Origin of the sequence: Bradyrhizobium sp. HKCCYLRH3059 (genome assembly GCF_051168035.1) — a bacterium.
GTDB lineage: Bacteria > Pseudomonadota > Alphaproteobacteria > Rhizobiales > Xanthobacteraceae > Bradyrhizobium.
On the sequence record NZ_JBNPUF010000007.1, the window covers coordinates 34,648 to 60,074 of the forward strand.

Consider the following 25,427-nt stretch of genomic DNA (forward strand, 5'->3'; position numbering starts at 1 on the left):
CCCAAGCGCCTCATTCCGGTTCACAAAGCGCCAGACTTTCAAATGACTTCCAACGGTTTTCCAATACTGGACGCCCGGATCGGCCACTGGCCGATCGCCGGCAGCTTCACGATCAGCCGCGGCGCCAAGACCGAAGCCGTGACAGTGATCGCGGAGCTGCGACACGGGACGATGGTTGGCCGCGGCGAATGCGTGCCCTATCCGCGTTATGGCGAAACGCCCGATGCGGCGCTGAGCGCCCTGCTCGCGATGCGCGATGCGGTCGCCTCTGGTCTCGACCGCGCCGCCCTGCAGACGGCGTTGCCGCCGGGCGCGGCGCGCAATGCGCTCGACTGCGCGCTGCTCGACCTCGAAGCCAAGCGGAGCGGCCGGCGCATCTGGGACCTGCTCGGACGTCGCGCACCGGCACCGTGCGTCACGGCCTACACGATTTCGCTCGGGAGCCCCGATGTGATGGCCAAAGCTGCGGCCAAGGCCGCGCATCGCCCGCTGCTCAAGATCAAGCTCGGCGGCGACGGCGATCCTGCGCGGATTGCAGCCGTGCGAGCGGCGGCGCCGCAGTCACAACTGATCGTCGACGCCAACGAGGCCTGGACCGAAGCGAATTTGGAATCCAATCTCGCAGCCTGCGCCATCGCCGGCGTCACGCTGGTCGAGCAGCCGCTGCCCGCAGGGAAAGACGAAGCGCTCGGAAAGATCGCGCGCCCGCTCACCGTCTGCGCCGACGAGAGCGTGCATGACCGCGACTCGCTCGAAGCGCTGCGCGGACGCTATGACGCCGTCAACATCAAGCTCGACAAGACCGGAGGACTAACCGAGGCGCTTGCGATGGTCGAAGCCGCGCGCGCGGTCGGCTTCGACATCATGGTCGGCTGCATGGTGGCGACATCGCTGTCGATGGCACCGGCCATGCTGCTGACGCCTTTCGCCCGTTTCGTCGATCTGGACGGTCCGCTGCTGCTCGCCGAGGATTGCGAGCACGGCCTGCACTACGAGGACAGCCTGGTCTATCCGCCCGATCAGGCGTTGTGGGGCTGAAACGACAGGCTTCGGTGCGCGATCCACATCAGGACGCCGCCCGCTCCGGCCATCGCGGCCATCACGTAGTAGACACCGGGTCCATAGGCCGCATAGACCGGCCCCGAGAGGGCCGATGCCGCCGAGCCGACCACGCCGCTCGCAGCCGCATAATAGCCCTGCCCGCGCGCCGTCAGCTGCGCCGGCACTTGGCGGACCAACAGCCCCATGGTTCCAACCAGGGTCAGCCCGAAGGTGAAGCCGTGACTGATCTGGACCGCGGCGAGCCCACCCGCATGGGGCTCCTGGGCCGTGAGGCTCCAGCGCAGCACGGCCGCCATCGCGCCGATCATGACCAGGCTCGCGGGCGCCAGCGTGAACCGGGGCGACAGGGCGAACACGACGATCTCGGCCAGCACGCCCATGGTCCAGAGCCAAGCGATTGTCAGCCCGCTGAAGCCCTGCGCCTTCCACTCGATGGCGGAGAACGTGTAGTAGGCCGCATGGCTTGCCTGGATCAGCGCCGAAGCGGCGATGATGCAGAGGAAGCTCGGATTGCCCAGCAGACTGCGCCCGTCCCGGGCCAGGCCGGCGCCATGCGGCAGCGGCGGCAGCGCCTGCAGCAGCAGGCTGCTTGCCGCACCGCACAGCGCGACCGAGACGATGATCCAGATCAGCTCGGACGACGGCGCGAGGTCGACCAGCCCGCCGCACAGCAGCGTTCCGGCGATGAATGCGGCCGATCCCCACAGCCGCAGGCGACCGTAGTTCAGGCCATAGCTCATCACGCCACGGAGCGCATAAGCGTCCGTCAGCGGGACAACGGGTGTCCAGAGACAGCAGGTTGCCACGTAGACCAGGAATACCAGCCAGGGTTCGCGCTGGAAGGCAAGAGCCACAAAGCCCGATGCCGTTGCGAAGGTGGTCAGCCGCATCGCGGCGCGCAGGGCCTGCCGGCGCTCGGCAACCGCGGTGATCAGCGGCAGGACGGTGAAGCGGGTTACGGCGGGAACCGCAACGATGACCCCAATCCATGCGGCATCCAGGCCGATCGCCCGTAGCCATACGGGAAAGAACGGCAGATGCGTGCCCGAGAGCACGAACACAGCGCCATAGAACAGCCCCAACCTGTCCGCGAATCGGCGCGACAATACCGGCGATGTGGTGGAGATTTGTCGGGACAGTGGCATCAATTCAATTGCGATTCGATCAATATCATGGTGATCGTTATGCCAACGCGCAGCAATGTGCGCGATAGGTTTGCCATGGTCGATGAAGTCTTCGCCCTCTCGCCGATATCCGCCCGTGCGGCTCAGCCGAACGAGGCCGATTACGAGGCGATCCGCGACGCCTTCATGGAGACGTCCCGAGGCCGCTGGTTCCTTGGCGAATACGCCAAGCGCAACCGCAATGCCGACACCAGCATGGTGCTCGACGCGGTGGCCCGCATCGAGCATGCGCTGGCCTCACAGCGTCAGCAGCAGCAGGAGTTCGAGCAGGCCGACAGCAAGGCACTGCCCGAAGCGCTGGCCGCGATCCGCGCCACGGTCGAAGACGCCGCACTCGCCGCCGCCACTGCGGTCGACAGCATGGCCCTCGAGCAGAACCTGGCGCCGGTGCGCAAGGGCATCCGAATCATCAAGGAAATTTCCTGGCGCTGGCGCGAGATCGGTGCGGACTCGCGGATCTGCGACCTGATCGATTCACAGGTCACGTCGATCGAGGCCGCCTGCGACCAGCTTGCGTGCGCCGACCCCAAGGTCGCGCTGCTTGCGGCCTTCGAGATCATCAAGACGCGGCTGAAGGAGTTCGACGCGGAGAAAGCAAGCATTCCGCCCGCGGCTGACGAGATCGAACCGGCGACCGAGGCTGCGGCCCCGCCGACACCCGATGTCGCATCGGGTCCGACTGCGGCGGCGACGGTCTCGGCTGAGCCACAGGTGGCTCCGGAGCCGCAGCCCGTGCCGGAACAGATGGAGGCGGCCCAAGCCGGGCTCGAGATGACCATTCCGCTCGTTGCCGCAGTGGCCGCGATCGAATCGGTCGAGACATCCTCCGGCGCTGATGCCGTGATCATGGCGGCTGCAGCGGTTGAGGCCAGGATGGTCGACACCGCCGCTTCGGCGGTGGTGCAGCCCCCGGAAGCTGCGACCGAGCCGTCGGTGGACGAAGCCCTGCTCGAGATCGAGCAGCACGCCGCGGCGGCCCTGGATGACGCCGTCGCCGCAGAAGCCCACGACGAAGCCATCCTGGAATTGGTCGCGGCGGAGATGGGTGCCCCCGATCCGATCGACGATGAGGAGTTCAGCCGGGCCAGGACGCTCGGCTTCGATATTGAGGAGCCGACCTCGGTCGACGACGACATCGTCGCGAGCTTCAGCGAGACGGCGCCGTCGGAGCCGGATCTCGTGCTGACCACGGCAGAAGCCCCAGTTGCCAGCGCAGCGCCGGCTCCCGCTGCGCCCACGATGTCGGCTCCGCCGATGTCTTCCCCTCCGATGCCAGCCCCGCCCGCGGCGCCCCCGCGCATGGCCTCGCCTGCAGCCCCGGCGCCGGTCCCCAGCGTGCCCGTATCGCCACCGCTTCCGGAGGCGATCACCATCGAGACCCTGGCCGCCGTGGCGGCTGCGGTCGCAGCTCAATCTCCCGCAGCGGCCCCGAAGGCCGACGTTGCGCCGATCCAGCAGGTCCGCCCGACCGCCGCCGCGGCTCACAGCACCAGCGCGTCCGCGATGCCCAAGCCTGCCTACGAGCCGTCGCTGGGATCGACGCTGCTGTCGAACGGCCTTCTGCAGCGGCCGCAGGCACCCGCCAACGACTCGTTGGCGCCGATCCGTCGCATGACCCAGCCTGAGAAGATCGCATTCTTCTCGTAGGGCGAGTGCATCTCGGCCGCCTCCTGTTGAACCTCGATCACTGAGCACCGAAAGGTGCCGCGTTGATGGGTGACGCGGATCACGTACGCTGCTGCGTGATCTGCGTAGCCTGATCCTCAAGCCATTCGCTTTGCGCATGCTCGAGGAGAACGCCGTGTCCGTTCCGAAATTTCGCGCTGTAACATCCGCCTGGAAATCCCTGCTCATGTCCGCGCTGCTGGGCCTGATGGCCTGGGTCGGCCCGGACTCGGCGTTCGCCGCCGGCAGTGAGCTCGACATCCTTCACACACCACCGCGCGCGCTGGCAGCTCCCTCACCGGCAAAAGAGAGCAACACGCCCGCCGCGATCCCTCAAGGAGCCGAGCCACGCGTCGCGCTCGTGATCGGCAATGCGAGCTATCAGAACGCGCCGCCGCTGGAGAACCCGGACAACGACGCCCATGCTGTTGCCAAGCTGTTGAACTCAGCCGGCTTCGAGGTGATCACGGCGACCGACCTGACGCAGAACGAGATGCTCAAGGTCGTCGAGGATTTCTCGAGCCGGGTGGCAGCACACGGCCCGAACACCGTGGCAATGGTCTACTACGCCGGCCACGGGGTTCAGCTCGCGGGCGAGAACTATCTGATCCCGATCGATGCCCGTATCTCAGCGCCCTCCGACCTGACGACGGGGACCATCCGTCTGGTGGACCTGATGGCAACGCTCGACGCCATCCCGAGCCGGATGCGGATCGTCGTGCTGGACGCCTGCCGCAACAATCCATTCCCTGCCATCAACGATGCCGGACGCGGACTTGCCATCGTCGACGCGCCGAACGGTTCGATCCTCGGATACTCGACCTCGCCTGGCGCGGAGGCGCTCGACGGGCGTGGCGAGCACAGCCCGTACGCGCAGGCGTTCCTGAACCTGGCGCGGCAGCCGAACCTGCCGATCGAGCAATTGTTCAAGCGCATTCGCCTACAGGTGAACCAGAGCACCGACGGACGACAGACGCCATGGGAAAGCTCCTCGTTGACCAGTGATTTCACCTTCTTCGGGGATACGCTGGTCGCGGCGGCGCGCCCTGCCGAGAATACGCCGGTGATCCAGATGGCGGCCAACCTGCCGAGCCGTTCCGTGCGGCAGGCCTATGACTACGTGCTGTCGGAGAACCGTCCGCAATATTATCGCGAGTTCATCGAGCTGTATCCGCGCGATCCGCTCGCCGACCGCATCCGCGCACTGCTCGCCGGCCTCGTGCAGGCCGCGGCGTGGCACCAGGCCGTGCTGGCGAATTCGCCGGCCGCCTATCAGAGCTTCCGTGAATCCTATGCCGACAGCCCATATGCGCCGGTCGCACTGCGGCTGCAGGGACAGCCTCGGCCCATCCCCGTGCTGCAACCGAGCCGTCTCATGATGCCACCGCAACTGGCACCGATCGCGCGACCGTTCAATCCCGGTCCGCAGATCCAGAGCCATCCAGCCCCGCAACCGACGCTGCCGGCCGCCACCGTGCCGCACGGACCGCTGCCGCCAACGGTGGTCACGAAAGGCAATGCCATCAACAACGCGGGTCCCAACAAGGTCGTCGATCCCGGGCCTATCGCTCAGACCAAGTTGCGCGACAGGATCGTGCCGCCGACAAATCCGCCCGTGGCTACGAAAATCCAGCGCGATCCACTGAAGCGCAGTCCTGGGCGGCCATTCGACGCCCGCGAAGTGCGGCGTCCCTTCCCCGGCAATTCCGGACCGTTCAAGCCGAACATCAACGCGTCGCATCCGTCGATGGCGCGTGGCCAAGGCGGGATGCAGGGCGGCCCGGCGCGGAGCACGCCGCACGTCGCGCAGTCCGGACTGCGGATGGGCGGCGGGGGATTTGCAAAAGGCGGCCTCAGCTTTCACTGAGGCTTGATCGTCAGGCGATCAGCCTGGCGTAGAGCTCAGCATCGACATTGCCGCCGGACAAAACGATCACCACCGTCTTGCCCGCCACATCCAGCCGGCCGGCCAGCAATGCTGCAAGCCCGACCGAACCGCCGGGCTCGACCACGAGCTTCAGCTCCCGGAAGGCAAAGCCGACCGCGCGCCCCACCTCCTCATCCGAAGCCTCGACCGCGGCCGACAGCAGTTGGCTGTTGATGGCGAAGGTGATCTCGCCTGGAATCGCCGCCATCAGCGCGTCACAGATGGTCCGGCCCTTTGCGTCGTGCGCCTCGCGGTGGCCGGCCCGTAGCGAGCGCGCATGGTCGTCAAAACCCTTTGGCTCGGCCACGACCATCCGGGTGTTGGGAAAGCGCGCCTTGACCGCGGTCGAGACGCCGGCAAGCAGTCCACCGCCCGAAGCCGGGACGATCACCAGATCCGGCGACAGGCCGAGCGCCGCGAGATCTTCGGCGATTTCACGACCGACGGTGCCCTGCCCTGCGATGACGTAGGGATCGTCATAGGGCGGCACCACCGTCGAGCCGCGCTTTGCTGCGATATCGCGCGCGATCGCTTCGCGGTCCTCGCGATCGCGATCATAGAGCACGACGTCGGCGCCGAACGCCTTGGTGCGCTCGCGCTTGGCCGCTGGCGCATCCGAGGGCATCACGATCGTGGCGTCCATGCCCAGCAATGTGGCGGCATGGGCGACGCCCTGCGCATGATTGCCGGAGGAGAATGCGACGACGCCGTTGCCGCGCGCTGCTTGCGGGATCGACGCCAGTTTGTTGTAGGCGCCGCGGAACTTGAACGAGCCGGTCCGCTGCAGCACCTCCGGCTTCACGAAGACGTTCGCTTTGAACCGCTCGTTGAGCACGGGGGCTGGCAGCAGCGGAGTCCGCACGGCCACGGGCGCGAGGACGCGTGCCGCCGCCTCGATGTCGGCGGCGGTCACGGGCAGGATCGGGGAATGAGCTGTCATACCCCTATTTTACCGCGCCCGATTGCCGAGAGGCAAGGGAACCGGTGTCAGGCGGCGCGGGCGGCCAGCTGCGGAACCGGCGCGGGTTGCCGCTGCGGATCGGTCCAGGTCAGGATCTCGAAACGGCCGTCCTCGTGCTCGACCAGCGCCGTGCAGCTCTCGACCCAGTCGCCGCAATTCATGTAGCGAATGCCGTCCTGGTCGCGGATGACGGCGCAATGGATGTGGCCGCAGATCACGCCATCAGCGCCATGCCGCCGCGCCTCCGAGGCCAGCGCCGTCTCGAACGCGCCGATGTAGTTGACGGCGTTCTTGACCTTCTGCTTGGCCCATTGCGACAGCGACCAATAGGGAACGCCGAACATGCGACGGAAGAAGTTGACCAGACGGTTCATCTGGATGGCGAAGTCATAGGCCTTGTCGCCGAGATGGGCGAGCCAGCGCGCATTCTGCACGACCAGATCGAAGATGTCGCCGTGGATCACCAGATAGCGTTTGCCGTCGGTGCCGGTGTGCAAGATGTTCTCGACGACGTCGATGCCGCCGAAATGCGTGCCGTAATAGCCGCGCAGGAACTCGTCGTGATTGCCGGGGACATAGACGATCTTGGCGCCCTTGCGGGCCTTGCGCAGCATCTTCTGCACCAGGTCGTTATGCGACTGCGGCCAATGCCAGCTCGATTTGAGCGCCCAGCCGTCGATGATGTCGCCGACCAGATAGATCGTGTCGGCATCATGGTGACGCAGGAAATCGACGAGGAGATTGGCCTGCGAGCCGCGGGCTCCGAGATGAACGTCCGAGATGAACAACGTCCGAAAGCGCCGAGCCGGGCTTTCTTCACCAGCAGTCTCAAGTCCCATGCGCGCCCACCTAACAGTCCCTGATGACACCGCGATGACGAAACGCCGCACCGGCAGAACCCATCCTGCCGGACCGCGACCGGACACCGCTCGTTTGACGACTCGCGATGTCCCTCGTCACTGCCCCGCGATACCAGCGGGGTGCGACAATCAGGCGACAGGCGGGCAGCGCGAACAGGGAAAATCAGCCTCCTATCTCGGCACGGTGACGACGCGCAGATTGTTGGTGGTGCCGGTCTGCGCGAACGGAATGCCGGCGACGACGACGAGCAGGTCGCCGGCTTCAGCGAACTCCTCCTGCACGGCGAAGAAGGTCGCGCGCTCGACCATCTCCTCGTAGCTCTGCACGTCCTGCGACAGCACGCTGTGCGCGCCCCACAGCAGGCACATCCGCCGCGAGGTGTCCTCATTCGGCGTGATCGCCAGAATCGGCAGGCTCGGCCGCTTGCGCGCAACGCGCGAGGCCGAGGTGCCGCTCGACGTATAGGCCACGATCGCCTTGGCGTGGATCGCCGAGGCGAGATCGGCCGCCGCGGTCGCCACCGCATGCGGCGGCGTCTGCTCCTCGCCCGGCTGCGTCGCCTCGACGATCGAGCGGTACATCTTGTGGCCTTCGGTGGCCTTGATGATGCTGTCCATCATCGCCACCGCCTCGCGCGGATATTGCCCGCTGGCCGATTCCGCCGACAGCATCACCGCGTCGGCGCCGTCATAGATCGCGGTCGCGACGTCGGAGACCTCGGCGCGCGTCGGCGTCGGCGTCGCGACCATCGAATCCAGCATCTGCGTCGCGACGATCACCGGCTTCACCGCGAGCCGGCAGGCGCGCACCAGCTCCTTCTGCTTGCCCGGCACGTCCTCGTTGGGAATCTCGACGCCGAGATCGCCGCGCGCAACCATGATCGCGTCAGAGAGCTGGATGATGTCGTCGATCCGCTCCAGCGCCGCCGGTTTCTCGATCTTGGACATGATGCCGGCGCGGCCATTGATCAGGCCCCTCGCCTCCAGCACGTCGGACGGCTTCTGCACGAACGACAGCGCCACCCAGTCGACGCCGAGGTCGAGCCCAAAGGCAAGATCAGAACGGTCCTTGGCCGTCAGCGGCGATAGCTCCAGAATGGTGCCGGGCAGATTGACGCCCTTGTGATTGGAGATCGCGCCGCTGACGATCACCTTGGCCTCGATCCAGTCGTCGCCGAGGCCGGTGACGCGGACGCGCACGCGGCCGTCATCGATCAGAAGATCGTGACCGGGCGAGACTGCCGCAAAGATTTCCGGATGCGGCAACGGAATCGATGTCTTGTCGCCCTCGGTGCCGTTGAGAACAAATCGAATCGTCTCGCCGGCTTCGACCTGGATCTTCTTGTCGCGCAGCGTGCCGACGCGAATCTTAGGACCCTGCAGATCCATCAAGATGCCGATCGGCCGCTGCACTTCCTTCTCGAGGGCGCGGACCGCGGCATGGACCTTGGCGTGATCGGCCTGGGTGCCGTGGCTGAAGTTGAGACGAAAGGTGTCCACACCGGCGAGGAACAGCGCTTTCAGCATCTCCGGAGAATTGCTCGCGGGACCGACAGTCGCGACGATCTTGGCTCGACGGTGACGACGCATGATGTGTCCTTTCTCCTTAAGCCGTGTCTCGCGTCTCTATGACACGCATGTGATTGGCATGCGCGGACGCAGCGGAAGCGCTGATATACGCCCCGCAGCGTCCATTGCAAGCGCGACACGGAACACGCCAGAATTGTGCAAGAGAACAGCACGCCTCAGGCGTTGGAGCCGTGGATCGCGTCGATGACGGCGTCGGTCACCTGCTTGGTCGTCGCCGTGCCGCCAACATCGGGGGTCAGGATGCCGGCTGCACAGACTTTCTCGACCGCAGCCATCAGCCGCGCGGCCGCGTCCGTCTCGCCGAGATGCTCGAGCATTTGCGCGCCGGTCCAGAACGTCGCGACCGGGTTGGCGATGCCCTTGCCGGTGATATCGAACGCCGAACCATGGATCGGCTCGAACATCGACGGGAAGCGCCGCTCCGGATCGATGTTGCCGGTCGGCGCCACGCCGAGGCTGCCGGCCAGCGCGCCGGCGAGATCGGACAGGATGTCGGCATGCAAATTGGTCGCCACGATGGTGTCGAGGCTCTTCGGCTGCAGCGTCATGCGCACGGTCATCGCATCGACCAGCATCTTGTCCCAGGTCACGTCGGGGAATTCCCGCGCCACCTCGGCGGCGATCTCGTCCCACATCACCATGCCATGGCGCTGCGCATTCGACTTGGTGACGACGGTGAGGAACTTGCGCGGGCGCGACTGCGCCAGCTTGAACGCGTAGCGCATGATGCGGGTGACGCCGACGCGGGTGAAGACCGCGACCTCGGTGCCGACCTCCTCCGGCAGGCCGCGATGCGCGCGGCCGCCCATGCCGGCATATTCGCCCTCGGAATTCTCGCGGACGATCACCCAGTCGAGATCGCCGACGCCGACATTGCGCAAGGGCGAGGCCACACCGGGCAGGATCTTGGTCGGACGGACGTTGGCGTACTGATCAAATCCCTGGCAGATCGGCAGCCGCAGGCCCCACAGCGTGATGTGGTCGGGCACGTCGGGAGCGCCGACCGCGCCGAAATAGATCGCGTCGAACTTTTTCAGCTCCGCGAGTCCGTCGGCCGGCATCATCACGCCGTGCTTCTTGTAGTAGTCCGAGCCCCAGTCGAAGGTCTTGACGTTGAAGCTGATGTCGCCCGCGCGCTTGGCGAGCGCCTCGAGCACGCGGACGCCTTCGGAGATGACCTCGGGGCCGATGCCGTCGGCGGGAATGGCGGCGATGGAATGGGTGCGCATGAAAGAGCTCCGTTGATGAGGTCAGGACGGCGTGGCAGCTTGGGCCTTCGCACTTTGTGAACGTGACAGCAACAGGGTCAGCACCGCCGATACCACCAGCAGGCCGGCGACAAAATAGAGCCCGCCATTGAAGCTGCCGGTCTGGTCCTTGATCCAGCCGATCATCGCGGGACCGACGAAGCCGCCGAGATTGCCGATCGAGTTGATGGTTGCAATGCCCGCCGCGGCGGCCGAGCCGGACAGGAACATGGTCGGCATGCTCCACAGCGGCGGCTTCGAGGAGGAGATGCCGACATTGACGAGCGTGAGCGCAGCGAGGACGGCGGCGACACTGGTCGACAGCCCGGCCAACCAGAGCCCGACGGCTGCGGCCACGCAGGCCAGCACGACGTGCCAGGTGCGCTCGGCGGTACGGTCGGAATGGCGCGCCCACAGGATCATGACGACCACGGCCACGGTCGGTGGCACCGCGTTGAGGAAGCCGACGGTGAAGGACGACAGGCCGAACTGCTTGATGATCTGCGGCGCCCAGACGCCGAGCGTGTAGAGGCCGGCCGAGGTGCCGAAATAGACCAGCGCGAGCGCCAGCACGCGGATGTCGGCCAGCCCGCGCCAGATGCTGTGGCTCGCGGTGGCGGCCTTGCTCGCCACCTCTGCATTCATGGTGCGCACCAGCCAGTCGCGCTCGTCGTCGGCGAGCCAGCGCGCCTGCTCCGGACGATCGGTCATGTAGGCGAGCACGACGAAGCCGAGCAGCACCGCCGGCAGCGCCTCGATCAGGAACAGCCACTGCCAGCCCTTGAAGCCGAGAATGCCGTCCATCTCCAGCAGCGCGCCGGAAACCGGAGAGCCGAGAACCGTGGAGAGCGGCGCGGCGGCCATGAACAGCGCGGTGACGGCTGCGCGCTGGCGCGCCGGGAACCAGTAGGAAAGATAGAGGATGATTCCGGGGAAGAAGCCTGCCTCCGCAGCACCAAGCAGGAAGCGCAGCACATAGAAGCTCGTCGGTCCCTGCACGAACGCCATCGCGCCGGAGACGAGGCCCCAGGTGATCATGACCCGCGCGATCCAGATGCGCGCGCCAAACTTGTCCAGCGCAAGGTTGGAGGGGACCTCGAACAGGAAATAGCCCCAAAAGAAGATGCCGGCGCCGAACCCATAGGCCGAGGCTGACAGCCCGATGTCCTTGTTCATGGTCAGCGCTGCGAAGCCGACGTTGACGCGGTCGATGAAGGCTACGAAATAGAGCAGCATGATGAAGGGCACGATGCGCAACGTGACCCTGCGCAGCACGCGCGTTTCCAGCTCTCCGGCCATCGTCACCTCCCTGTCCCGTCTTGTCGTTGATCTGACAAGCGTAGGCGGCGAACCGGGCCGGCTTCAATGCTCGCATCATTATACAAAAAAATGATATAATCCGGCCCATCGCCTCTTCAGGACCCCACCATGGAATTGCATCAGCTCCGCTGCTTCGTGGCCGCCGCCGAGGAACTGCATTTCGGCAAGGCGGCGCAGCGGCTGCAGATGCTGCCCTCGGCGCTCGGACGCCAGATCAAGCTGCTGGAAGAAGACCTCGCGACGCCGCTGTTCGCCCGCACGACGCGCGCGGTGTCGCTGACCGAGCACGGCACGACCTTGCTGCGCGATGCCCGGGCGATCCTGGCCCGGGTCGAGGCGGTCGAAACCGGCTTCCGCCGCCGTACCCGAAGCACAAAGGCGCAGCGGCTGCGCGTCGGCGCCATCGACAGCGCGGCCGCCGGGCTGCTGCCGCAATTGCTGCACGATTTTCGCGCGCGGCATCCCGACATCGCGGTGCAGCTCACGGAGGAGAAGACGATCCGGCTGCTGCCCAGGATCCTGTCCGGCGCGCTCGACCTCGCCTTTGTCAGGCCGCCCGAGCGCACCGATATCAGGCTCGAATTCCGCGCGCTGCTCAGCGAGAGCGCCGTGGTGGCCCTGCCGCAGCGGCACCGGCTGGCCTCGCGTGCTGTGGTCTCGCTCGCCGACATCGCCGACCAGCCGCTGATCGTCCCGGACCGCCGGTCGCGGCCGCACAGCCACGACCTCACCATGAAGCTGTTCGCACAGGCCGGGCTGTCGCCGGCTATCGCGCAGTTCGCCGATGAGAAGCAGACCATCGTGCATCTCGTCGCCGCGCGGCTCGGCATCGCCATCGTGCCGCGCTGGACCTCGCGGCTCGCGGTCTCCGGCGTCCGCTTCGTGCCGCTGCGGATGACACGCGGCAGCACCGCCGGACGGCTTCCGCTCGCGGCCGTCTGGCTGCGCGGCTCGCGCGATCCGGCGCGCGAGGCCATGCTCGGCGTGCTCGACGCGAGGCTTGCGAAATACGCCCGCGGTGCCTGACCGCAAAATCCGCCGAACATCCTACCCCAGCGGCGCCTCCGCGACGTCGAGCAGCGCGCCGAGGCCATGGCGCAGGCCGCGCATCGGCTGCTGCTCCGACGACAGGCCGAAGGCCAGCAGCGATCGCCCGGTCACCGCGTAGACGTGGCCGAACGGGAACGACTGCGGCTGAGCATCCGGCTGGTTGGTGTCGAGCAGCGCCAGCCAATTGTGGCCTTCGGGCACGGACGGAAGCGTGAAGTTCACGACGTCGAAATGCGCGTTGTAGACCAGCAGGAGCGTCGCATCCGAGCCACGCCGCTTGACGCCGGTCTCCTGGGCGCGGCCGTCGAGCAGCATGCCGAAGCAACGCGCGTGATCGTCGGTCCACTGCTCCGTCGTCATCTCCTCGCCCGACGGGTCGAGCCAGGTCACGTCGTTGACGCCGAGGTCCTCATTGTGCGAGCCGATCAGGAAGCGGCTGCGATAGAGGATCGGAAACGCCTTGCGCATGGCGATCAGCTTGCGCGTGAATTCGCGCAACGCCCGCCCCTGCGGCGTGATGCCCATCCAGTCGAGCCAGGTGGTCTCATTGTCCTGCGCATAGGCGTTGTTGGTGCCGTTCTGGGTATGGCCGAACTCGTCGCCGGCAAGCAGCATCGGCGTGCCGTGCGACAGCAGCATCGTGGCGAGGAGATTGCGCTTCTGCCGCTCCCGCAACGCGGTGATCTCGGGGTCGTCGGTCGGTCCTTCGACGCCGCAATTCCAGGAGTGGTTGTTGCTGTGGCCGTCGCGATTATCCTCGCCGTTGGCCTCGTTGTGCTTGTCGTTGTAGGAGACGAGGTCGTTGAGGTTGAAGCCGTCATGCGCGGTGATGAAGTTCACGCTCGCCCAGGGCCTTCGGCCGCGCTTGTTGAACAGGTCGCCCGAGCCCGAGATGCGCTTGGCGAAATCGGCGAGCGTGCCGCCGTCGCCCTTCCAGAACGCCCGCGCGGTGTCGCGGAACTTGTCGTTCCACTCCGCCCAGCCCGGCGGAAACTGGCCGACCTGATAGCCGCCCGGACCGATGTCCCAGGGCTCTGCGATCAGCTTGACGCTGGACAGCACCGGGTCCTGACGACAGGCATCCAGGAAGCTGCCGCCCTCGTCGAAGCCATAGGGCTCGCGCGCCAGGATGGTGGCGAGGTCGAAGCGGAAGCCGTCCACCCGCATCTCGGTCGCCCAATAGCGCAGCGAGTCCGCGACGAGCTGCAGCACGCGCTGGTGCGACAGGTTCACCGTATTGCCGGTGCCGGTGTCGTTGATGTAGTAGCGTTTCTGGTCCGGCATCAGCCGGTAGTAGCTGGCATTGTCAATGCCTTTGAACGACAAGGTCGGCCCGAGCTCGTTGCCTTCGGCGGTGTGGTTGTAGACCACGTCGAGGATCACCTCGATGCCGTTGGCGTGGAACTGGTTGACCATGGTCTTGAATTCGGTCGCGAACGGCGTCTTCAGATAGCGCGGCTCCGGCGCAAAGAATCCGATCGAATTGTAGCCCCAGTAGTTGCGCAGGCCCTTTTCGACCAGATAGCTGTCATCGATGAAGGCGTGGATCGGCAATAGCTCGGCCGAGGTGATGCCCAGGGAGCGCAGATAGGCCGGAATGTCCTGGTGCGCGAGACCGGCGAAGGTGCCGCGGTCGGCTTCGGGCACCATTGGATGCAGCTTGGTGAACCCCTTGACGTGCATCTCGTAGAAGATCGTCCGCTCCCACGGAATTTCCGGCTTGCGCGAGCCTCCCCAGGTGAAGGCGGGATCGATGACCCGGCACTTCAGCATCAAGGGCGCACTGTCTCGGTCGTCGAACGACAGATCCTTGTCGGCATGATCGAGCCGATAGCCGAACAGCTCCGGCCCCCAGCGCAGGTTGCCGACGAGCTGCTTGGCATAGGGGTCGATCACGAGCTTGTTGGGATTGAACCTGTGACCGGCGTCCGGCTCGTAGGGTCCGTGCACGCGATAGCCATACACCGTGCCGGGCCGCGCGGCCGGCAGGTAGCCGTGCCAGACCTCGTCGGTGTATTCGGGCAGCTCGATGCGCTCGAGCTCGGTCTCGCCGGTGTCGTCGAACAGACACAGCTCGACCTTGGTCGCATGCGCGGAAAAGATCGCAAAGTTGACGCCGAGCCCGTCCCAGGTCGCGCCGAGAGGAAACGGACGGCCTTCGCTGATCCTGGTCTTGCGCAGATTGAACGCCGCCTGCGTCAAAGCGTCACCGAGGTCGGTGCGTTGGTCCATCCTTTGCCCCCTTCGTCCGATTCCCCAGATCGATTGCCGGGGGTCTCGATGATCAGCGTCGATGGCTAGGTTGCCGCTGGCGTCTCGTCCGGCACGATGACTTCCGCCTTGGTCTCGGTCACCGTCACCGAGGCGATCACAGCTCCTTCCGGCGCAGCCTTCGCGGCCCGCTGCTGCGCGACTTCCTTGGTGATGGCTGCGATGGAGTTGCCAATGCGTTCGACCATCTCGGTCAATTCCCCGGGCGACATCTTCAGCCGCTTGGTCACCACGCGGACCTGGGCCTGATCGGTCATGTCGAGCTTGTTGCGGGACGGCTGAATCTTCGGACGGCGCATCGGGAGTCCTCCTGCATGCCAGCTAACCTTGGCTGCGGAATTTGGTTCCCGCGACCGGCTCCCTCCCCCCCTGGGCATCGCCATGAAGACGTGCGTCACTGCTCTCGCGGCGCCATGCGCCCGAGTGATGTCATCGGTGTTGCCCCCTGATCAGGCAGAGGGCGCAGGGAATGCCGGGAGCTGGCCGCCCCCATGGCCCGCCTGCAGAAAAAAAGCAGGCGGCAGTCACCACAGGTTCAGCCGAGACATCCCGGCATTCCCCGCGCGATGGTTTTCACGCTTACTTCGCGATCTCCCCGGTGTCCGGCTTGGTAGCCACCGTCGCCCTCGGGATCATCGCCCGACGACTTGGCGCCAGCATCGGGGCGCCAGGACCACGCGACTTCGCGTCCGCAAGCTGCCGTTCGTCCGCGCGGGTCGCCCCACGCTGCGGCATCCTGCAGCCATCGCATCCCGCGCCCAACGTTCCGTGACGATCGCGAAGCGCCCCTCTCGAGGAGCACGGGACGGCGACAATCAAGCATGTATTCTGAAAAATAGCAATCGATTTATTTTTCTCAGAACGAAGACCGGATCCAATCAGCCCGAGCAAACATCGGATGGCACGTGCCAGCTCCGTTGAAGCTTGGGGTGTTGTCAGATCGCAATGGGCGCCTACCGGGGAGGCCGACGGCGGCTTGGCTCAGACGGGCGTTGTGCATAGGGGTTCGGCAAGCACATGGCCGAAAGGCCCGCAGCCCCCGCTCTACACGCCTCCCACGACCGATACTGGCACGAGATTGTGCTGGACCCGCCCCATTCCCATGTCTGGAGGCACACCGGATCATTGCCATCGAACCGTTGAGCTGCGGCTGGAGCGGTTGCAAGCACGATGATCGAAGTCATGAGGAGAAGCGCGCGCATCATCACACATCATGGCATGAGGCTGACCAATCCGAAAGGGTGTGCCGCGGCCACGTCCACGCGGGCTTGATCGGCAGGCGCGGCGGGTTTCGGTATTCGCGTCGTCGGGTGACCATCTCTTGCTCCGGTGCACAAGCCCGCCGATGGCCCGAAGCTGATCGGGGGCCTCCGCCGATGTCTGCCACCTGGGTGAAACCGACCGGCCTTCCTCGACCGCTAGAGGGCAGATTTTGGCCCAAAGCAGAAGAAGTCAGGGCTATCGAGATTTCGCCGCTCGTTCGTACCAATATGTCTCCAGCGCTTCGGCAATGCCGCGATTCATGATGGGTCGTGATCTCGTAGTTCTCGATGACTCGCCATTCGAGATCATGAGCGATCGCGAGAGCTTGCTCGTCCCAAAGGCGGCGCGTGCCCACCATCGGTGGCGCTGGGTGCGGGCGGTGGGCACGGCGCGCGCGAAAGCTCGCCCGACAAGGCCGTACGCCGGCGCGCCTTTGCCCACCCTACGGTCCCTCGTTGATCCAGCGCGCCATCAATCGTGACTGTGCGTCGAGCTGGTAAAGCCCACCATCGCCACCGCCCGAATCGCGGTGGGCGCGATGCGACGCGTACGCTTCCTCACCCCCTTTCGACCGACGATCTACGTGGAATGGTGCTTCACGCACGGATGCAAGTGCGCTTCGCAACTCCCTCCTCGTCGTCATTCCGGGGCGCGCGTCTGCGCGAGCCCGGAATCCATACTCAGGATGGCCGTAGGGCCCGAGAAGCTCGTCGCCGCCGTCGCGCACTCCTCAGCAGTTCGTGGTTATGGATTCCGGGCTCATCGCTTCGCGATGCCCCGGATTGACATCGGGAGATATCTCCGCTGCCGTGGGCAAAGCAACGTGCGGAGGCGTTGCGCCGCATGGCAGGCGGAACCACTAAGGCCCGTGACGGGCTCTCGAATGTCGCAGCCGCAATCCTGCCCGCCCTAGCCGAACAGATGCGCCAGCCAGAACGCCGCGCCGGCGGCAAGGCCACCGACGAGCGCCGTCTGCAGTGCGGACTTGATCTTGTTGACACCGGTGAAGTGGCCCTTGATGGCGCCGAAGATCAGGAGCGCGATGCCGGTCGCGATCACGGAGATCCGGAGCGCGGACGAGATGTCAGGCGCCAACATGTAGGGGATCAGCGGGATCAGGCCGCCGATCACGTAGGAGCCGCCGATGGTCACGGCGCTGACCGGCGCGCGCTTGGGATCCGGGCGTTCGAGGCCGAGCTCGAAGCGCATCATGAAATCGACCCACCGCTTGCGATCGGACGCGATCGCGTCGACCACGGTGGTCAAGGCCTGGCCTTCGAGACCATAGCCGCGAAAGATCGCCGCGACCTCCTCGACCTCGCGACCGCGAAGCTTCTCGATCTCGTCGTGCTCCCGCGTCTCCTCGGCGGCATAATGCTCGGCGTCGGAGCGGGCGGCGAGATAGCCGCCGAGCCCCATCGCGATCGCGCCGGCGACGACCTCGGCGAGGCCGGCCGTGACGATCACGTCGGTCTTGGCGACCGCCGCCGAAAGACCAGCGGCGAGCGCGAATGGCACGGTGAGCCCGTCGGCCATGCCGATGACGACGTCGCGGACGACCTCCGACGCGGTGAAGTGCTTTTCAATATGCGGCGTTGCCGGCATGGCGGCCTCCGATGGCGCGATCGACGGAGGCCTTTTAGCAGGCCCGGATGACAGGAGCGATCACCGCAGTCCCGGCACCATCCGCCGCAGGGTGCGATCGTGCAGCCAGTAATGGTGCAGCAAGGCAGCGCCCGCGTGCAGGCCGATCAGGATCATCAGGCCATTGGCCAGCGCCTCGTGCATCTCCTTCATGTCGTGGGCGAAGCCGCGGTCGCCGACCCAGGGTGAGGCGATCTCGAACAGGCCGAACACCGGCAAGCCGTAGCCGCGGGCGAACTGGGTGACGATGCCGAGGACCGGAATGGCGAACATGATGCCGTAGATCAGCAGATGCGTGATCTCGCCGACATGAACCGTCCACGGGCCGAATTTGGTCGCTTCAGGCGCCGGCGGCGGATCGGCCAGACGCCAGGCCAGGCGCGCGAGCGCGAAGCCCAGCATCGCCAGCCCGAGCGAGACGTGCATGAACAGGCCCGTGTCATGAGAGGGACGCGGCAGCATGTCGCCGAGATGGCCTGAGATCCAGGCCGCCGGCACCAGCACGGCGACGATCCAGTGCAGTGCGATCGCGACGGAGCCATACGTCTTGGCGGAGTTTCGAATACGCATGATCAGCTTCCTTCGGCCATTTGGCCCCGCTGCCGGCAAGCCGGAGCGCGGGGTGGTAGGACCGGAGGAGATAGCTGACCGGGGGCGTCGCGCCGCTGACGCGGGATGTCAGCCTGCTGTCAGAATGGACGGCGCCGGGGTGGCCTGGGACGTCGCAGCCTGCGGCCAGCGGAGTGCCGAGACGATGGCCGGCGCGATCGTGATCCTGGCGCCGCCGAGCTGGGAACGGCCGATCTGCAGCCGCCAGCCATAGGCTTCGAGCACGTCCTGCACGATCGCGAGCCCCAGCCCGCTGCCCGGCCCCTGCTCGTCGAGGCGGCCGCCGCGCTCGAGCACGCGGCCGATCTTCGCGTCCGGAATGCCCGGACCGTCATCCTCGACAGTGACGATCAGAGGGGTCGCACTGGCGACGATGCGAACCGTGCTCGCCGCATGACGCGCGGCGTTCTCCAAGAGATTGCCGAGCACCTCGGCGAGATCCGTCCGATCCATGCCGACGCGCAGGCTTGGGGGCACCTGGCCATCAAAGCTGACATGGGCGGCCGCCGGCGTGCGGCCGAGCGTCCCGAGCAGCGCATTCACCAGGGGCGCCAGCTCGGTCGCGGCCTCCGGCCCGCCGCGGGCCTTGCCGCGCAGCCGCGCCAACGCCAGTTCGCGATCGACCTGCCGGCTCATCGCCTCGGCGACATCCTCGACGTTGCGCGCCAGCTCGAGCTGGCCGAGCTCCCTCAACCGCGCGGCGTCGGCCGCGAGTGCGGCGAGCGGCGTCTTGAAGCCGTGGGCGAGATCGGCGGCACGGCTGCGCGAGCGCATGATCTCGCGGCTCTGCGCATCAAGCAGCGCGTTGACCTCGTCGACCAGCGGCGCCACCTCGGTCGGCACGTCCACCGGAAGATGCTGGCGCCGACCGCTGCGGATCTCGGCGACGCCACGGCGCAGCACGCCGAGCGGACGCAGGCCGAGCGTGACCTGAACCGAGGTGCCGACGGCGAGGATGACGGCCAGCACGGCGAGCGCGATCGACAGATCCTTGGCGAAGGTCCGCACCGCGCTGGTGGCGCCGTCGAGGTCGTAGGCCACGGCCGCGCGCACGCGGATCTGGCTTTCCGGATTCATCAGGATGCCGCGCTCGGCGACCAGCACGTGTTCGCCATCCGGCCCGGCGAGCTCATGCTGATGCACGTCGCTCGGTCCGGGCTCGTCGATCGGCAGCGGCAGGATGGTGTCCCACAGCGAGCGCGAGCGCAGCAACTGGCCGTGATCGTCCGAGATCTGCCAGTACAGCCCCGACAGCGGGACCACGAAGCGCGGATCGGCTGGCGGCCGCGCGACCACGATGCGCCCTTCCGCATCGACCTCGAGGCCGTTCAGCAATTGGCGCAGGTGAATGTCGAGATCGGAGGCGAGCGTCCGCGCGACGTGGCGCTTGAACAGCACGACCATGCCGAAGCCGGCGACGCCGAGCGCGACCAGCAGCGCGATGGTGCCCGCCGCCACCAGCCGCAGCCGCAGCGAGCCGAGTCTCATTCCGCCGTCTCCGGGATCATGTAGCCGAAGCCGCGGCGGGTCTCGATGATCTCGGCGCCGAGCTTCTTGCGGACGCGCCGGATCAGCACCTCGAGCGCGTTGGAGTCGTGCTCGTGGCCGAGGCCGTAGACGTTCTCCTCCAGCTCATGCTGCGGCACGACGCGGCCGCTCTGCCGCAGCAGATAGGCGATCAGCCGGTATTCGAGCTGCGACAGCGTCACCGGCACGCCGGACAGGCTGACCTTCATCTGGCGCTCGTCGAGCGCCAGATCGCCGGACGAGAGCACCGGCGCCGCATGGCCGGCGGAGCGCCTCACGATCGCGCGCAGCCGCGCCAACAGCTCTTCATTGCGAAACGGCTTCGGCAGGTAGTCATCGGCGCCGGCATCGATGCCATCGACCCGCTCCGCCCAGCTCGCGCGCGCGGTCAGGATCAGCACCGGCACGTGCCGCCCGGCGCCGCGCCAGCGCTTCAGCACCGACAACCCGTCCATGCCGGGGAGGCCGAGATCGAGGATCACGGCGCCATAGTCCTCGGTGTCGCCGAGAAACCAAGCCTGCTCGCCGTTGTCGGACGTTTCGACCAGATAGCCCGCCGCCTGAAGCGTCCGGGCCAGGTCGGACGCCAGCCGCGGATCATCCTCGACCAGCAGCACTCGCATCTATTTTTCCTCGATCCGTTCGATCTCGCCGCTGCGCGCATCGACATAGACCTCGCGCACGCGGCCATCGCGGCCGATCACCCGAAACTCATAGCGCCAGCGGCCCCGCTGGCGGTCGACATCGATTCCCATCACGTCGCCGGCGACCCGGCCGCGCAATCGCGGCAGGATCTCCGATAGCGGCAGGACGTCGCCCGCCTCGACGGCGCGGCGCACGGCGTCACGGCGCTCGCGATCGTCCTCGCGCGCCACCGTCGCCGCGGATGCCGCCGTCGAGATCAGCATCGCAAATACCGTGATGCGCATGAACCGTCCGATTTGAGGCAAATGCATGATCTTCCCGGGGCCTGACGCTCTGATCTTCAAAGCTCGTCGTGATTTGTTGCGCTCTCGCCACTGGGTTCGAATTGCGGAGGTCGACTTGCGGGGGTCGACTTGCGGAGCGTTCGCAAATGCTAAGGAGCTGGTGCGGATTTTAGTTTGAACTTCCGATGTCGGAATTGCGCTCAGGCCGATGCGGGGGTGGGAAACTCCAAGGGATCGGCATCCTGCCCGAGACAAGCTGACGTCTCGCTGACTCAACCTGACAGGATGCTGTCACGCTCGTTGCGACATCATCGCGTCCGGACGGAGCGAGCCGGGGGCGCGGTGAGTTCGGAGACGAGAATGCGTAAGACGATGACATTGGCAGCCGTGCTGGCGGGGCTGGGCGGCCTCTTGGCCATGTCACAAGCCAGCCGGAACGCAGCGCCCACGCTGGTGCCGGTGGCCCGTGCCGTTGACGGTGGTCTTGAAGCTGGTCTTGGAGCTGGTCTTGGGGCCTACCCGCATCTTGCGGCGCTGCATGCGCGGGCCGAAGGCGAGCCGCTGAGCTACGAGCCGGCCCGCCGGGAGCGCGAAGGCGACGACGACGATCAGGACGAGTCGCGGCGGTGAGGCAAACCGGCTCTGCCGAAGTACTGACCGGAGCTAAGCCGGCAGTCCCGCTTCGTACCAGCGACGCGTCGCCCTGACGATGCGCACGACCGAGAGCATCACGGGGACTTCGACGAGAACCCCGACGACGGTCGCGAGCGCAGCCCCCGAGTCGAGCCCGAACAGGCTGATCGCGGCGGCAACCGCCAGCTCGAAGAAATTGCTGGCGCCGATCAAGGCGGCCGGAGCCGCGACGCACCAGGCTACGCCGAGCCGGCGGCTCAGCCAATAGGCGATCCCCGCGTTCAGATAGACCTGGATCAGGATCGGCACGGCCAGGATCGCGATGACGACCGGCTGCTTCAGGATCTGCTCGCCCTGGAAGCCGAACAGCAGCACGAGCGTACCGAGCAGCGCCACGAGCGAGACCGGTTGCAGTACCCGCAAGGTGCGCTCCAATGCCCCGTCCGTGCTACGCAGCAACGCCCGGCGCCAGAGTTGCGAGACGATGACGGGCACGACGATATAGAGCAGCACCGACAGCAGCAGGGTGGTCCAGGGCACCGAGATCGAGGCGACGCCGAGCAGAAGTCCGACCAGCGGCGCGAACAGGAACACCATGATGACGTCGTTGAGCGCGACCTGGCTCAGCGTGTAGTGCGGCTCGCCGTCGCACAGATTCGACCATACGAACACCATCGCCGTGCATGGCGCCGCCGCCAGCAGGATCAGACCCGCCACGTAGGACGACAACTGGCTTGCAGGGAGCATCGGCGCGAACACGTGGCCGATGAAGATGCTGCCGAGCAAAGCCATCGAAAACGGCTTGATCGCCCAGTTCACGACCAGCGTGACGCCGATGCCGCGCCAATGCTCCTTCACATTGCCGAGCGCGGCGAAATCGATCTTCAGCAGCATCGGAATGATCATCAGCCAGATCAGAGCCGCGACCGGCAGATTGACGCGCGCCAACTCCGCCGACGCGACAGCCGCGAACAGCCCCGGCATGAGATGGCCGAGACCGATGCCGACGATGATGCAGAGCAGGACCCAGACCGTCAGATAGCGTTCGAAGATCGTCATCGGATCAGGCCACGTCGGAGCGGAACGACGTTGCGCCCTCGCCCGTCCCGATCTCGCGCAGCCGCGTGCCCAGCGACATCGAATCGATGCGACCGAGCGGCAGATTGATGAAGGCGTCGATCCGGTTCTTCAGATAGCGGAAGGCGGTCGTGAACGCCGCGAGCTTCGCCAGCTCCGTGCCTGCGGCCGCCGCCGGATCCTCGATGCCCCAATGCGCAGTCATCGGCTGCCCCGGCCAGATCGGACACGCCTCGCCGGCGGCGTTGTCGCAGACCGTGAAGACGAAATCCATCGCCGGCGCGCCGGCGGCGGCGAACTCGCTCCAGCTCTTCGAGCGCAGATCGTCGGTCGGATAGTCCATGCGCGCGAGCGTCTCGAGCGCCAACGGATGCACCGCGCCCTTCGGCGTACTGCCGGCGGAAAAAGCGTGGAAGCGGCCCGCGCCGTCCTTGCGCAGGATCGACTCGGCCAGCACCGAGCGTGCCGAATTTCCGGTGCAGAGGAACAATACATTGTAGATGCGGTCAGACACGGCTCTTCTCCTTGCGCTTCGGCGGACAGCACGGGGTGAGACTTGCGATGACGGGCGCGCAGACCTCCGGCCGGCCGCCGCAGCAGTCCTGCAGCAGGAACAGCGCGACCTTCTGAAACTGCGTGAGATCGGCCCGGTAGACGATCGAGCGGCTGTGCCTGATCGAACTGACGAGGCCGGCGCGCGCCAGCACGGACAGATGCGCCGACAGCGTGTTCTGCGGCACCTCCAGCAGACGTGCGAGCTCGCCGGCCGGCAGACCGTCGGGCTCGTGCTGCACCAGGGTGCGAAAGGCCTGCAGGCGCGTCGGCTGCGCCAGCGCCGCCAAGGCCAGAACGGCTTGCTCGTTTTCCATATATCCAGAACTATCGATATGATGATCCGGCGTCAAGGCTGACGAGTTCGAATGGTCCGTGTCGACGATCGGGAGACGCGGCGCCCGAAGGCTCACCGCAAGCGCAGGCGGGTGCCATCGACGGTGAGCTCGCCGTCCCGTTCCATGCGTGCCAGCGCACGATAGAGCGCCTCATGGGTGACGCCGAGCTCGGCGGCCCAGTCCTTCTTCGACCGGCCGAGCTCGACCTCGCCGCCCTCCCCCTCGGTCTCGATGAAATGCACGATCCGCTCGCGCGCCGTCTTCAGGCTGAGCCGCTCCGACTGCGCCCGGACCTTGCGCAACTCGCGGGCGAGATGATCGCACCATCGGTCCCCGATCTCGGGACGACGCAACGCTTCGGCGAAGGCCTCGCGGTCGATCGCGAGCAGCGCTGAGTCCTGTGTCGCGACGGCGTCGCAATGATACGTTGACTGATCGAGGCTGGCCTCGGCGAGAAAGCCCCGGCGGGCCCGCTGCAGGACGATGTCGTCGCCGGCGCGCGAGCGGCGCACCAGCCTCACCTCGCCGGTCAGCACGAAGAACATCGCCCGCGGCCGATCCCCCCGGCAGAACACCGTGCCCTGGCGCGGCACCTGGATGCGCCGGGCCTGCAACCGCGCGGCCGCGGGCAGCGCGGCGAGCAACGGCGACAGCCGTGCAAGAGCGCGCCAGTCGAGCGACGGGCGCGTGCCCTCGAGCGAGAGATGGAAGGTCCTCGGCATATGATCAGGATCATATGCGCCGCCCGGCTGCGCGGTCTAGGGAAGACGCCACCGCGTTCGCCCGAATGGGAGGTCCTCATGCGCCTGCGTCTCGCCGCCATCACGCTGGCCCTTGTTGCGTCCGCCGGCATCGCCACGGCGCAGCACCACGGCCATCACGACCACGGCAGCCATGGGGCGCTTCCGCCAGACCAGCGCGAGCGGGTGGCGTTTCCGCCCGATCTCGCCGAGCACACCCTCGCCAACATGCGCGACCATCTGCTGGCGCTGCAGCAGATCAACGACGCGCTTGCGGCGGGCGAGCCGGACAAAGCCGGCCAGATCGCCGAGCAACGCCTGGGCATGAGCTCACTGCGCCTGCACGGCGCCGCCGAGGTCGCCGGGTTCATGCCCCAGGGCATGCAGGAGGCCGGCACCGCCATGCACAAAGCGGCGAGCCGCTTCGCCATCGAAGCGCAGAATGCGGGTGTGACCGGCGACCTCAAGCCGGCGCTGAAGGCGCTCGGCGAGACGATGGCGGCCTGCGTCGGCTGCCATGCCGGCTACCGGCTGCGATAGCGCGCCGGACAACCGACCGCGCGCGGCGCGCACTCATGGATATTTCCAATATTCTAGAAATATCGTTTGACTCCGGCGGGCCGCATGCCGCATCCTCCACACCATGAAGCTCGATGACGCCGCTGCCCGCCTGGAAGCCCTCGGCAATACCACGCGCCTGAAGATCTACCGCGCGCTGGTGCGCGCCGGGCATGCCGGGATGCCGGTCGGCCGGCTGCAGGAGCGGCTGAAGGTCCCGGCCTCCACGCTGTCGCACCACGTCAAGACGCTGGTCGCGGTCGGGCTGATCTCGCAAATGCGCGAGGGCACGACGCTGGTCTGCCATGCCGAATATGACGTGATGCGCTCCCTGCTCGGCTTTCTGGTTTCCGAATGCTGCGTCGAGGAGCGCGACTGCGGCACCGCGAGGCCGGCGGCCTGATGATTTCGCCCTTTAAT

The 25,427-nt window shown here is 66.6% G+C and carries 25 protein-coding genes; 7 read left to right on the forward strand and 18 right to left on the reverse strand.

Going from position 1 to position 25,427, the window contains the following annotated elements; translation table 11 throughout:
- The first annotated feature begins 42 nt into the window (after positions 1-42).
- Positions 43-1,038: an N-acetyl-D-Glu racemase DgcA gene (gene dgcA, locus ACQR13_RS21810; protein WP_316169656.1), complete on the forward strand. Its 996-nt coding sequence runs from the start codon at positions 43-45 to the stop codon at positions 1,036-1,038.
- Here the strand turns inward: dgcA and ACQR13_RS21815 are convergent.
- Positions 1,020-2,207, reverse strand: coding sequence for an MFS transporter (locus ACQR13_RS21815; protein ID WP_434841843.1), 1,188 nt, complete (start codon positions 2,205-2,207; stop codon positions 1,020-1,022). The genes dgcA and ACQR13_RS21815 overlap by 19 nt on opposite strands.
- A 75-nt stretch (positions 2,208-2,282) precedes the next feature.
- Here ACQR13_RS21815 and ACQR13_RS21820 point away from each other — a divergent pair, with 75 nt between their 5' ends.
- Both ACQR13_RS21820 and ACQR13_RS21825 read left to right on the forward strand, forming a co-directional pair.
- Positions 2,283-3,893, forward strand: coding sequence for a hypothetical protein (locus tag ACQR13_RS21820; RefSeq protein WP_434841842.1), 1,611 nt, complete (start codon positions 2,283-2,285; stop codon positions 3,891-3,893).
- A 205-nt stretch (positions 3,894-4,098) separates the two neighbouring features.
- Positions 4,099-5,778 (forward strand): caspase family protein, encoded by a 1,680-nt coding sequence (locus ACQR13_RS21825; protein WP_434841841.1) that lies wholly within the window; start codon positions 4,099-4,101, stop codon positions 5,776-5,778.
- A 10-nt stretch (positions 5,779-5,788) separates the two neighbouring features.
- On the opposite strand, the gene ACQR13_RS21830 is transcribed toward ACQR13_RS21825, so the two are convergent.
- From ACQR13_RS21830 to ACQR13_RS21850, 5 genes are all read right to left on the reverse strand, one after another.
- Positions 5,789-6,778 (reverse strand): threonine ammonia-lyase, encoded by a 990-nt coding sequence (locus tag ACQR13_RS21830; RefSeq protein WP_315753172.1) that lies wholly within the window; start codon positions 6,776-6,778, stop codon positions 5,789-5,791.
- A gap of 47 nt (positions 6,779-6,825) precedes the next feature.
- Positions 6,826-7,638 (reverse strand): UDP-2,3-diacylglucosamine diphosphatase, encoded by an 813-nt coding sequence (locus ACQR13_RS21835; RefSeq protein WP_315828168.1) that lies wholly within the window; start codon positions 7,636-7,638, stop codon positions 6,826-6,828.
- 192 nt (positions 7,639-7,830) lie between these two features.
- Positions 7,831-9,249 carry a pyruvate kinase gene (gene pyk / locus ACQR13_RS21840; RefSeq protein ID WP_315753174.1) on the reverse strand — a complete coding sequence of 473 codons (1,419 nt, stop codon included), beginning with the start codon at positions 9,247-9,249 and terminating at the stop codon, positions 7,831-7,833.
- A 155-nt stretch (positions 9,250-9,404) separates the two neighbouring features.
- Positions 9,405-10,478, reverse strand: a complete 1,074-nt coding sequence (locus ACQR13_RS21845; protein ID WP_315753175.1) for a tartrate dehydrogenase — start codon at positions 10,476-10,478, stop codon at positions 9,405-9,407.
- A 21-nt stretch (positions 10,479-10,499) separates the two neighbouring features.
- Positions 10,500-11,795, reverse strand: coding sequence for a D-galactonate transporter (locus ACQR13_RS21850; RefSeq protein ID WP_434863235.1), 1,296 nt, complete (start codon positions 11,793-11,795; stop codon positions 10,500-10,502).
- 129 nt (positions 11,796-11,924) lie between these two features.
- Here ACQR13_RS21850 and ACQR13_RS21855 point away from each other — a divergent pair, with 129 nt between their 5' ends.
- A complete protein-coding gene (locus ACQR13_RS21855; RefSeq protein ID WP_316225699.1) occupies positions 11,925-12,842 on the forward strand; it encodes a LysR family transcriptional regulator in 918 nt (305 codons plus the stop codon).
- A gap of 21 nt (positions 12,843-12,863) precedes the next feature.
- On the opposite strand, the gene glgX is transcribed toward ACQR13_RS21855, so the two are convergent.
- The 8 genes from glgX to ACQR13_RS21895 all read right to left on the reverse strand — a co-directional run bounded on the left by glgX (position 12,864) and on the right by ACQR13_RS21895 (position 21,109).
- A complete protein-coding gene (glgX, locus tag ACQR13_RS21860) occupies positions 12,864-15,098 on the reverse strand; it encodes a glycogen debranching protein GlgX (protein WP_316167136.1) in 2,235 nt (744 codons plus the stop codon).
- Between the two features lie 65 nt (positions 15,099-15,163).
- Positions 15,164-15,436: a DUF3606 domain-containing protein gene (locus ACQR13_RS21865; RefSeq protein WP_315712707.1), complete on the reverse strand. Its 273-nt coding sequence runs from the start codon at positions 15,434-15,436 to the stop codon at positions 15,164-15,166.
- Positions 15,437-16,090: 654 nt separating this feature from the next.
- The gene (locus ACQR13_RS21870; protein WP_315828174.1) at positions 16,091-16,342 is read right to left on the reverse strand and encodes a DUF3551 domain-containing protein; all 252 of its coding nucleotides are present in this window, start codon (positions 16,340-16,342) and stop codon (positions 16,091-16,093) included.
- A 967-nt stretch (positions 16,343-17,309) separates the two neighbouring features.
- Entirely contained in the window at positions 17,310-18,005 is a 696-nt protein-coding gene (locus ACQR13_RS21875) for a VIT1/CCC1 transporter family protein (RefSeq protein ID WP_316192937.1), read from the reverse strand.
- Positions 18,006-18,065: 60 nt separating this feature from the next.
- Positions 18,066-18,614, reverse strand: coding sequence for a cytochrome b (locus ACQR13_RS21880; protein WP_316192936.1), 549 nt, complete (start codon positions 18,612-18,614; stop codon positions 18,066-18,068).
- A 108-nt stretch (positions 18,615-18,722) separates the two neighbouring features.
- On the reverse strand, positions 18,723-20,141 hold the full coding sequence (locus tag ACQR13_RS21885; RefSeq protein ID WP_434863236.1) for a sensor histidine kinase: 1,419 nt from the start codon (positions 20,139-20,141) through the stop codon (positions 18,723-18,725).
- The gene (locus ACQR13_RS21890; RefSeq protein ID WP_315712715.1) at positions 20,138-20,803 is read right to left on the reverse strand and encodes a response regulator transcription factor; all 666 of its coding nucleotides are present in this window, start codon (positions 20,801-20,803) and stop codon (positions 20,138-20,140) included. The genes ACQR13_RS21885 and ACQR13_RS21890 overlap by 4 nt, the downstream gene beginning before the upstream one ends.
- Entirely contained in the window at positions 20,804-21,109 is a 306-nt protein-coding gene (locus ACQR13_RS21895) for a PepSY domain-containing protein (protein ID WP_315712717.1), read from the reverse strand. It lies immediately after the preceding gene.
- 360 nt (positions 21,110-21,469) lie between these two features.
- Here ACQR13_RS21895 and ACQR13_RS21900 point away from each other — a divergent pair, with 360 nt between their 5' ends.
- Positions 21,470-21,739, forward strand: coding sequence for a hypothetical protein (locus ACQR13_RS21900; protein ID WP_434863237.1), 270 nt, complete (start codon positions 21,470-21,472; stop codon positions 21,737-21,739).
- A 33-nt stretch (positions 21,740-21,772) separates the two neighbouring features.
- Here ACQR13_RS21900 and arsB read toward each other — a convergent pair whose 3' ends face one another.
- The 4 genes from arsB to ACQR13_RS21920 all read right to left on the reverse strand — a co-directional run bounded on the left by arsB (position 21,773) and on the right by ACQR13_RS21920 (position 24,431).
- Positions 21,773-22,801: an ACR3 family arsenite efflux transporter gene (gene arsB, locus ACQR13_RS21905; protein WP_434863238.1), complete on the reverse strand. Its 1,029-nt coding sequence runs from the start codon at positions 22,799-22,801 to the stop codon at positions 21,773-21,775.
- A gap of 4 nt (positions 22,802-22,805) precedes the next feature.
- Positions 22,806-23,333 carry an arsenate reductase ArsC gene (locus ACQR13_RS21910; RefSeq protein ID WP_316192934.1) on the reverse strand — a complete coding sequence of 176 codons (528 nt, stop codon included), beginning with the start codon at positions 23,331-23,333 and terminating at the stop codon, positions 22,806-22,808.
- Positions 23,326-23,688 (reverse strand): ArsR/SmtB family transcription factor, encoded by a 363-nt coding sequence (locus tag ACQR13_RS21915; RefSeq protein WP_315712722.1) that lies wholly within the window; start codon positions 23,686-23,688, stop codon positions 23,326-23,328. Before ACQR13_RS21915 ends, ACQR13_RS21910 begins: the two co-directional genes overlap by 8 nt.
- Before the next feature lie 92 nt (positions 23,689-23,780).
- Positions 23,781-24,431 carry a Crp/Fnr family transcriptional regulator gene (locus tag ACQR13_RS21920; protein ID WP_434841836.1) on the reverse strand — a complete coding sequence of 217 codons (651 nt, stop codon included), beginning with the start codon at positions 24,429-24,431 and terminating at the stop codon, positions 23,781-23,783.
- Between the two features lie 78 nt (positions 24,432-24,509).
- Here ACQR13_RS21920 and ACQR13_RS21925 point away from each other — a divergent pair, with 78 nt between their 5' ends.
- Complete coding sequence (locus tag ACQR13_RS21925) at positions 24,510-24,989, forward strand: hypothetical protein (RefSeq protein ID WP_316169667.1); 480 nt, start codon at positions 24,510-24,512, stop codon at positions 24,987-24,989.
- 103 nt (positions 24,990-25,092) lie between these two features.
- Positions 25,093-25,410 carry an ArsR/SmtB family transcription factor gene (locus ACQR13_RS21930; RefSeq protein WP_315712726.1) on the forward strand — a complete coding sequence of 106 codons (318 nt, stop codon included), beginning with the start codon at positions 25,093-25,095 and terminating at the stop codon, positions 25,408-25,410.
- Positions 25,411-25,427: the final 17 nt, after the last annotated feature.

What these genes read in the sequence shown, in the direction of transcription:
- dgcA (WP_316169656.1), top strand. Translation starts at nt 43, where the DNA reads ATGACTTCCAACGGTTTTCCAATACTGGACGCCCGGATCGGCCACTGG.
- ACQR13_RS21815 (WP_434841843.1), bottom strand. Translation starts at nt 2,207, where the DNA reads ATGCCACTGTCCCGACAAATCTCCACCACATCGCCGGTATTGTCGCGC.
- ACQR13_RS21820 (WP_434841842.1), top strand. Translation starts at nt 2,283, where the DNA reads ATGGTCGATGAAGTCTTCGCCCTCTCGCCGATATCCGCCCGTGCGGCT.
- ACQR13_RS21825 (WP_434841841.1), top strand. Translation starts at nt 4,099, where the DNA reads ATGTCCGCGCTGCTGGGCCTGATGGCCTGGGTCGGCCCGGACTCGGCG.
- ACQR13_RS21830 (WP_315753172.1), bottom strand. Translation starts at nt 6,778, where the DNA reads ATGACAGCTCATTCCCCGATCCTGCCCGTGACCGCCGCCGACATCGAG.
- ACQR13_RS21835 (WP_315828168.1), bottom strand. Translation starts at nt 7,638, where the DNA reads ATGGGACTTGAGACTGCTGGTGAAGAAAGCCCGGCTCGGCGCTTTCGG.
- pyk (WP_315753174.1), bottom strand. Translation starts at nt 9,249, where the DNA reads ATGCGTCGTCACCGTCGAGCCAAGATCGTCGCGACTGTCGGTCCCGCG.
- ACQR13_RS21845 (WP_315753175.1), bottom strand. Translation starts at nt 10,478, where the DNA reads ATGCGCACCCATTCCATCGCCGCCATTCCCGCCGACGGCATCGGCCCC.
- ACQR13_RS21850 (WP_434863235.1), bottom strand. Translation starts at nt 11,795, where the DNA reads ATGGCCGGAGAGCTGGAAACGCGCGTGCTGCGCAGGGTCACGTTGCGC.
- ACQR13_RS21855 (WP_316225699.1), top strand. Translation starts at nt 11,925, where the DNA reads ATGGAATTGCATCAGCTCCGCTGCTTCGTGGCCGCCGCCGAGGAACTG.
- glgX (WP_316167136.1), bottom strand. Translation starts at nt 15,098, where the DNA reads ATGGACCAACGCACCGACCTCGGTGACGCTTTGACGCAGGCGGCGTTC.
- ACQR13_RS21865 (WP_315712707.1), bottom strand. Translation starts at nt 15,436, where the DNA reads ATGCGCCGTCCGAAGATTCAGCCGTCCCGCAACAAGCTCGACATGACC.
- ACQR13_RS21870 (WP_315828174.1), bottom strand. Translation starts at nt 16,342, where the DNA reads ATGATGCGCGCGCTTCTCCTCATGACTTCGATCATCGTGCTTGCAACC.
- ACQR13_RS21875 (WP_316192937.1), bottom strand. Translation starts at nt 18,005, where the DNA reads ATGCCGGCAACGCCGCATATTGAAAAGCACTTCACCGCGTCGGAGGTC.
- ACQR13_RS21880 (WP_316192936.1), bottom strand. Translation starts at nt 18,614, where the DNA reads ATGCGTATTCGAAACTCCGCCAAGACGTATGGCTCCGTCGCGATCGCA.
- ACQR13_RS21885 (WP_434863236.1), bottom strand. Translation starts at nt 20,141, where the DNA reads ATGAGACTCGGCTCGCTGCGGCTGCGGCTGGTGGCGGCGGGCACCATC.
- ACQR13_RS21890 (WP_315712715.1), bottom strand. Translation starts at nt 20,803, where the DNA reads ATGCGAGTGCTGCTGGTCGAGGATGATCCGCGGCTGGCGTCCGACCTG.
- ACQR13_RS21895 (WP_315712717.1), bottom strand. Translation starts at nt 21,109, where the DNA reads ATGCGCATCACGGTATTTGCGATGCTGATCTCGACGGCGGCATCCGCG.
- ACQR13_RS21900 (WP_434863237.1), top strand. Translation starts at nt 21,470, where the DNA reads ATGCGTAAGACGATGACATTGGCAGCCGTGCTGGCGGGGCTGGGCGGC.
- arsB (WP_434863238.1), bottom strand. Translation starts at nt 22,801, where the DNA reads ATGACGATCTTCGAACGCTATCTGACGGTCTGGGTCCTGCTCTGCATC.
- ACQR13_RS21915 (WP_315712722.1), bottom strand. Translation starts at nt 23,688, where the DNA reads ATGGAAAACGAGCAAGCCGTTCTGGCCTTGGCGGCGCTGGCGCAGCCG.
- ACQR13_RS21920 (WP_434841836.1), bottom strand. Translation starts at nt 24,431, where the DNA reads ATGCCGAGGACCTTCCATCTCTCGCTCGAGGGCACGCGCCCGTCGCTC.
- ACQR13_RS21925 (WP_316169667.1), top strand. Translation starts at nt 24,510, where the DNA reads ATGCGCCTGCGTCTCGCCGCCATCACGCTGGCCCTTGTTGCGTCCGCC.
- ACQR13_RS21930 (WP_315712726.1), top strand. Translation starts at nt 25,093, where the DNA reads ATGAAGCTCGATGACGCCGCTGCCCGCCTGGAAGCCCTCGGCAATACC.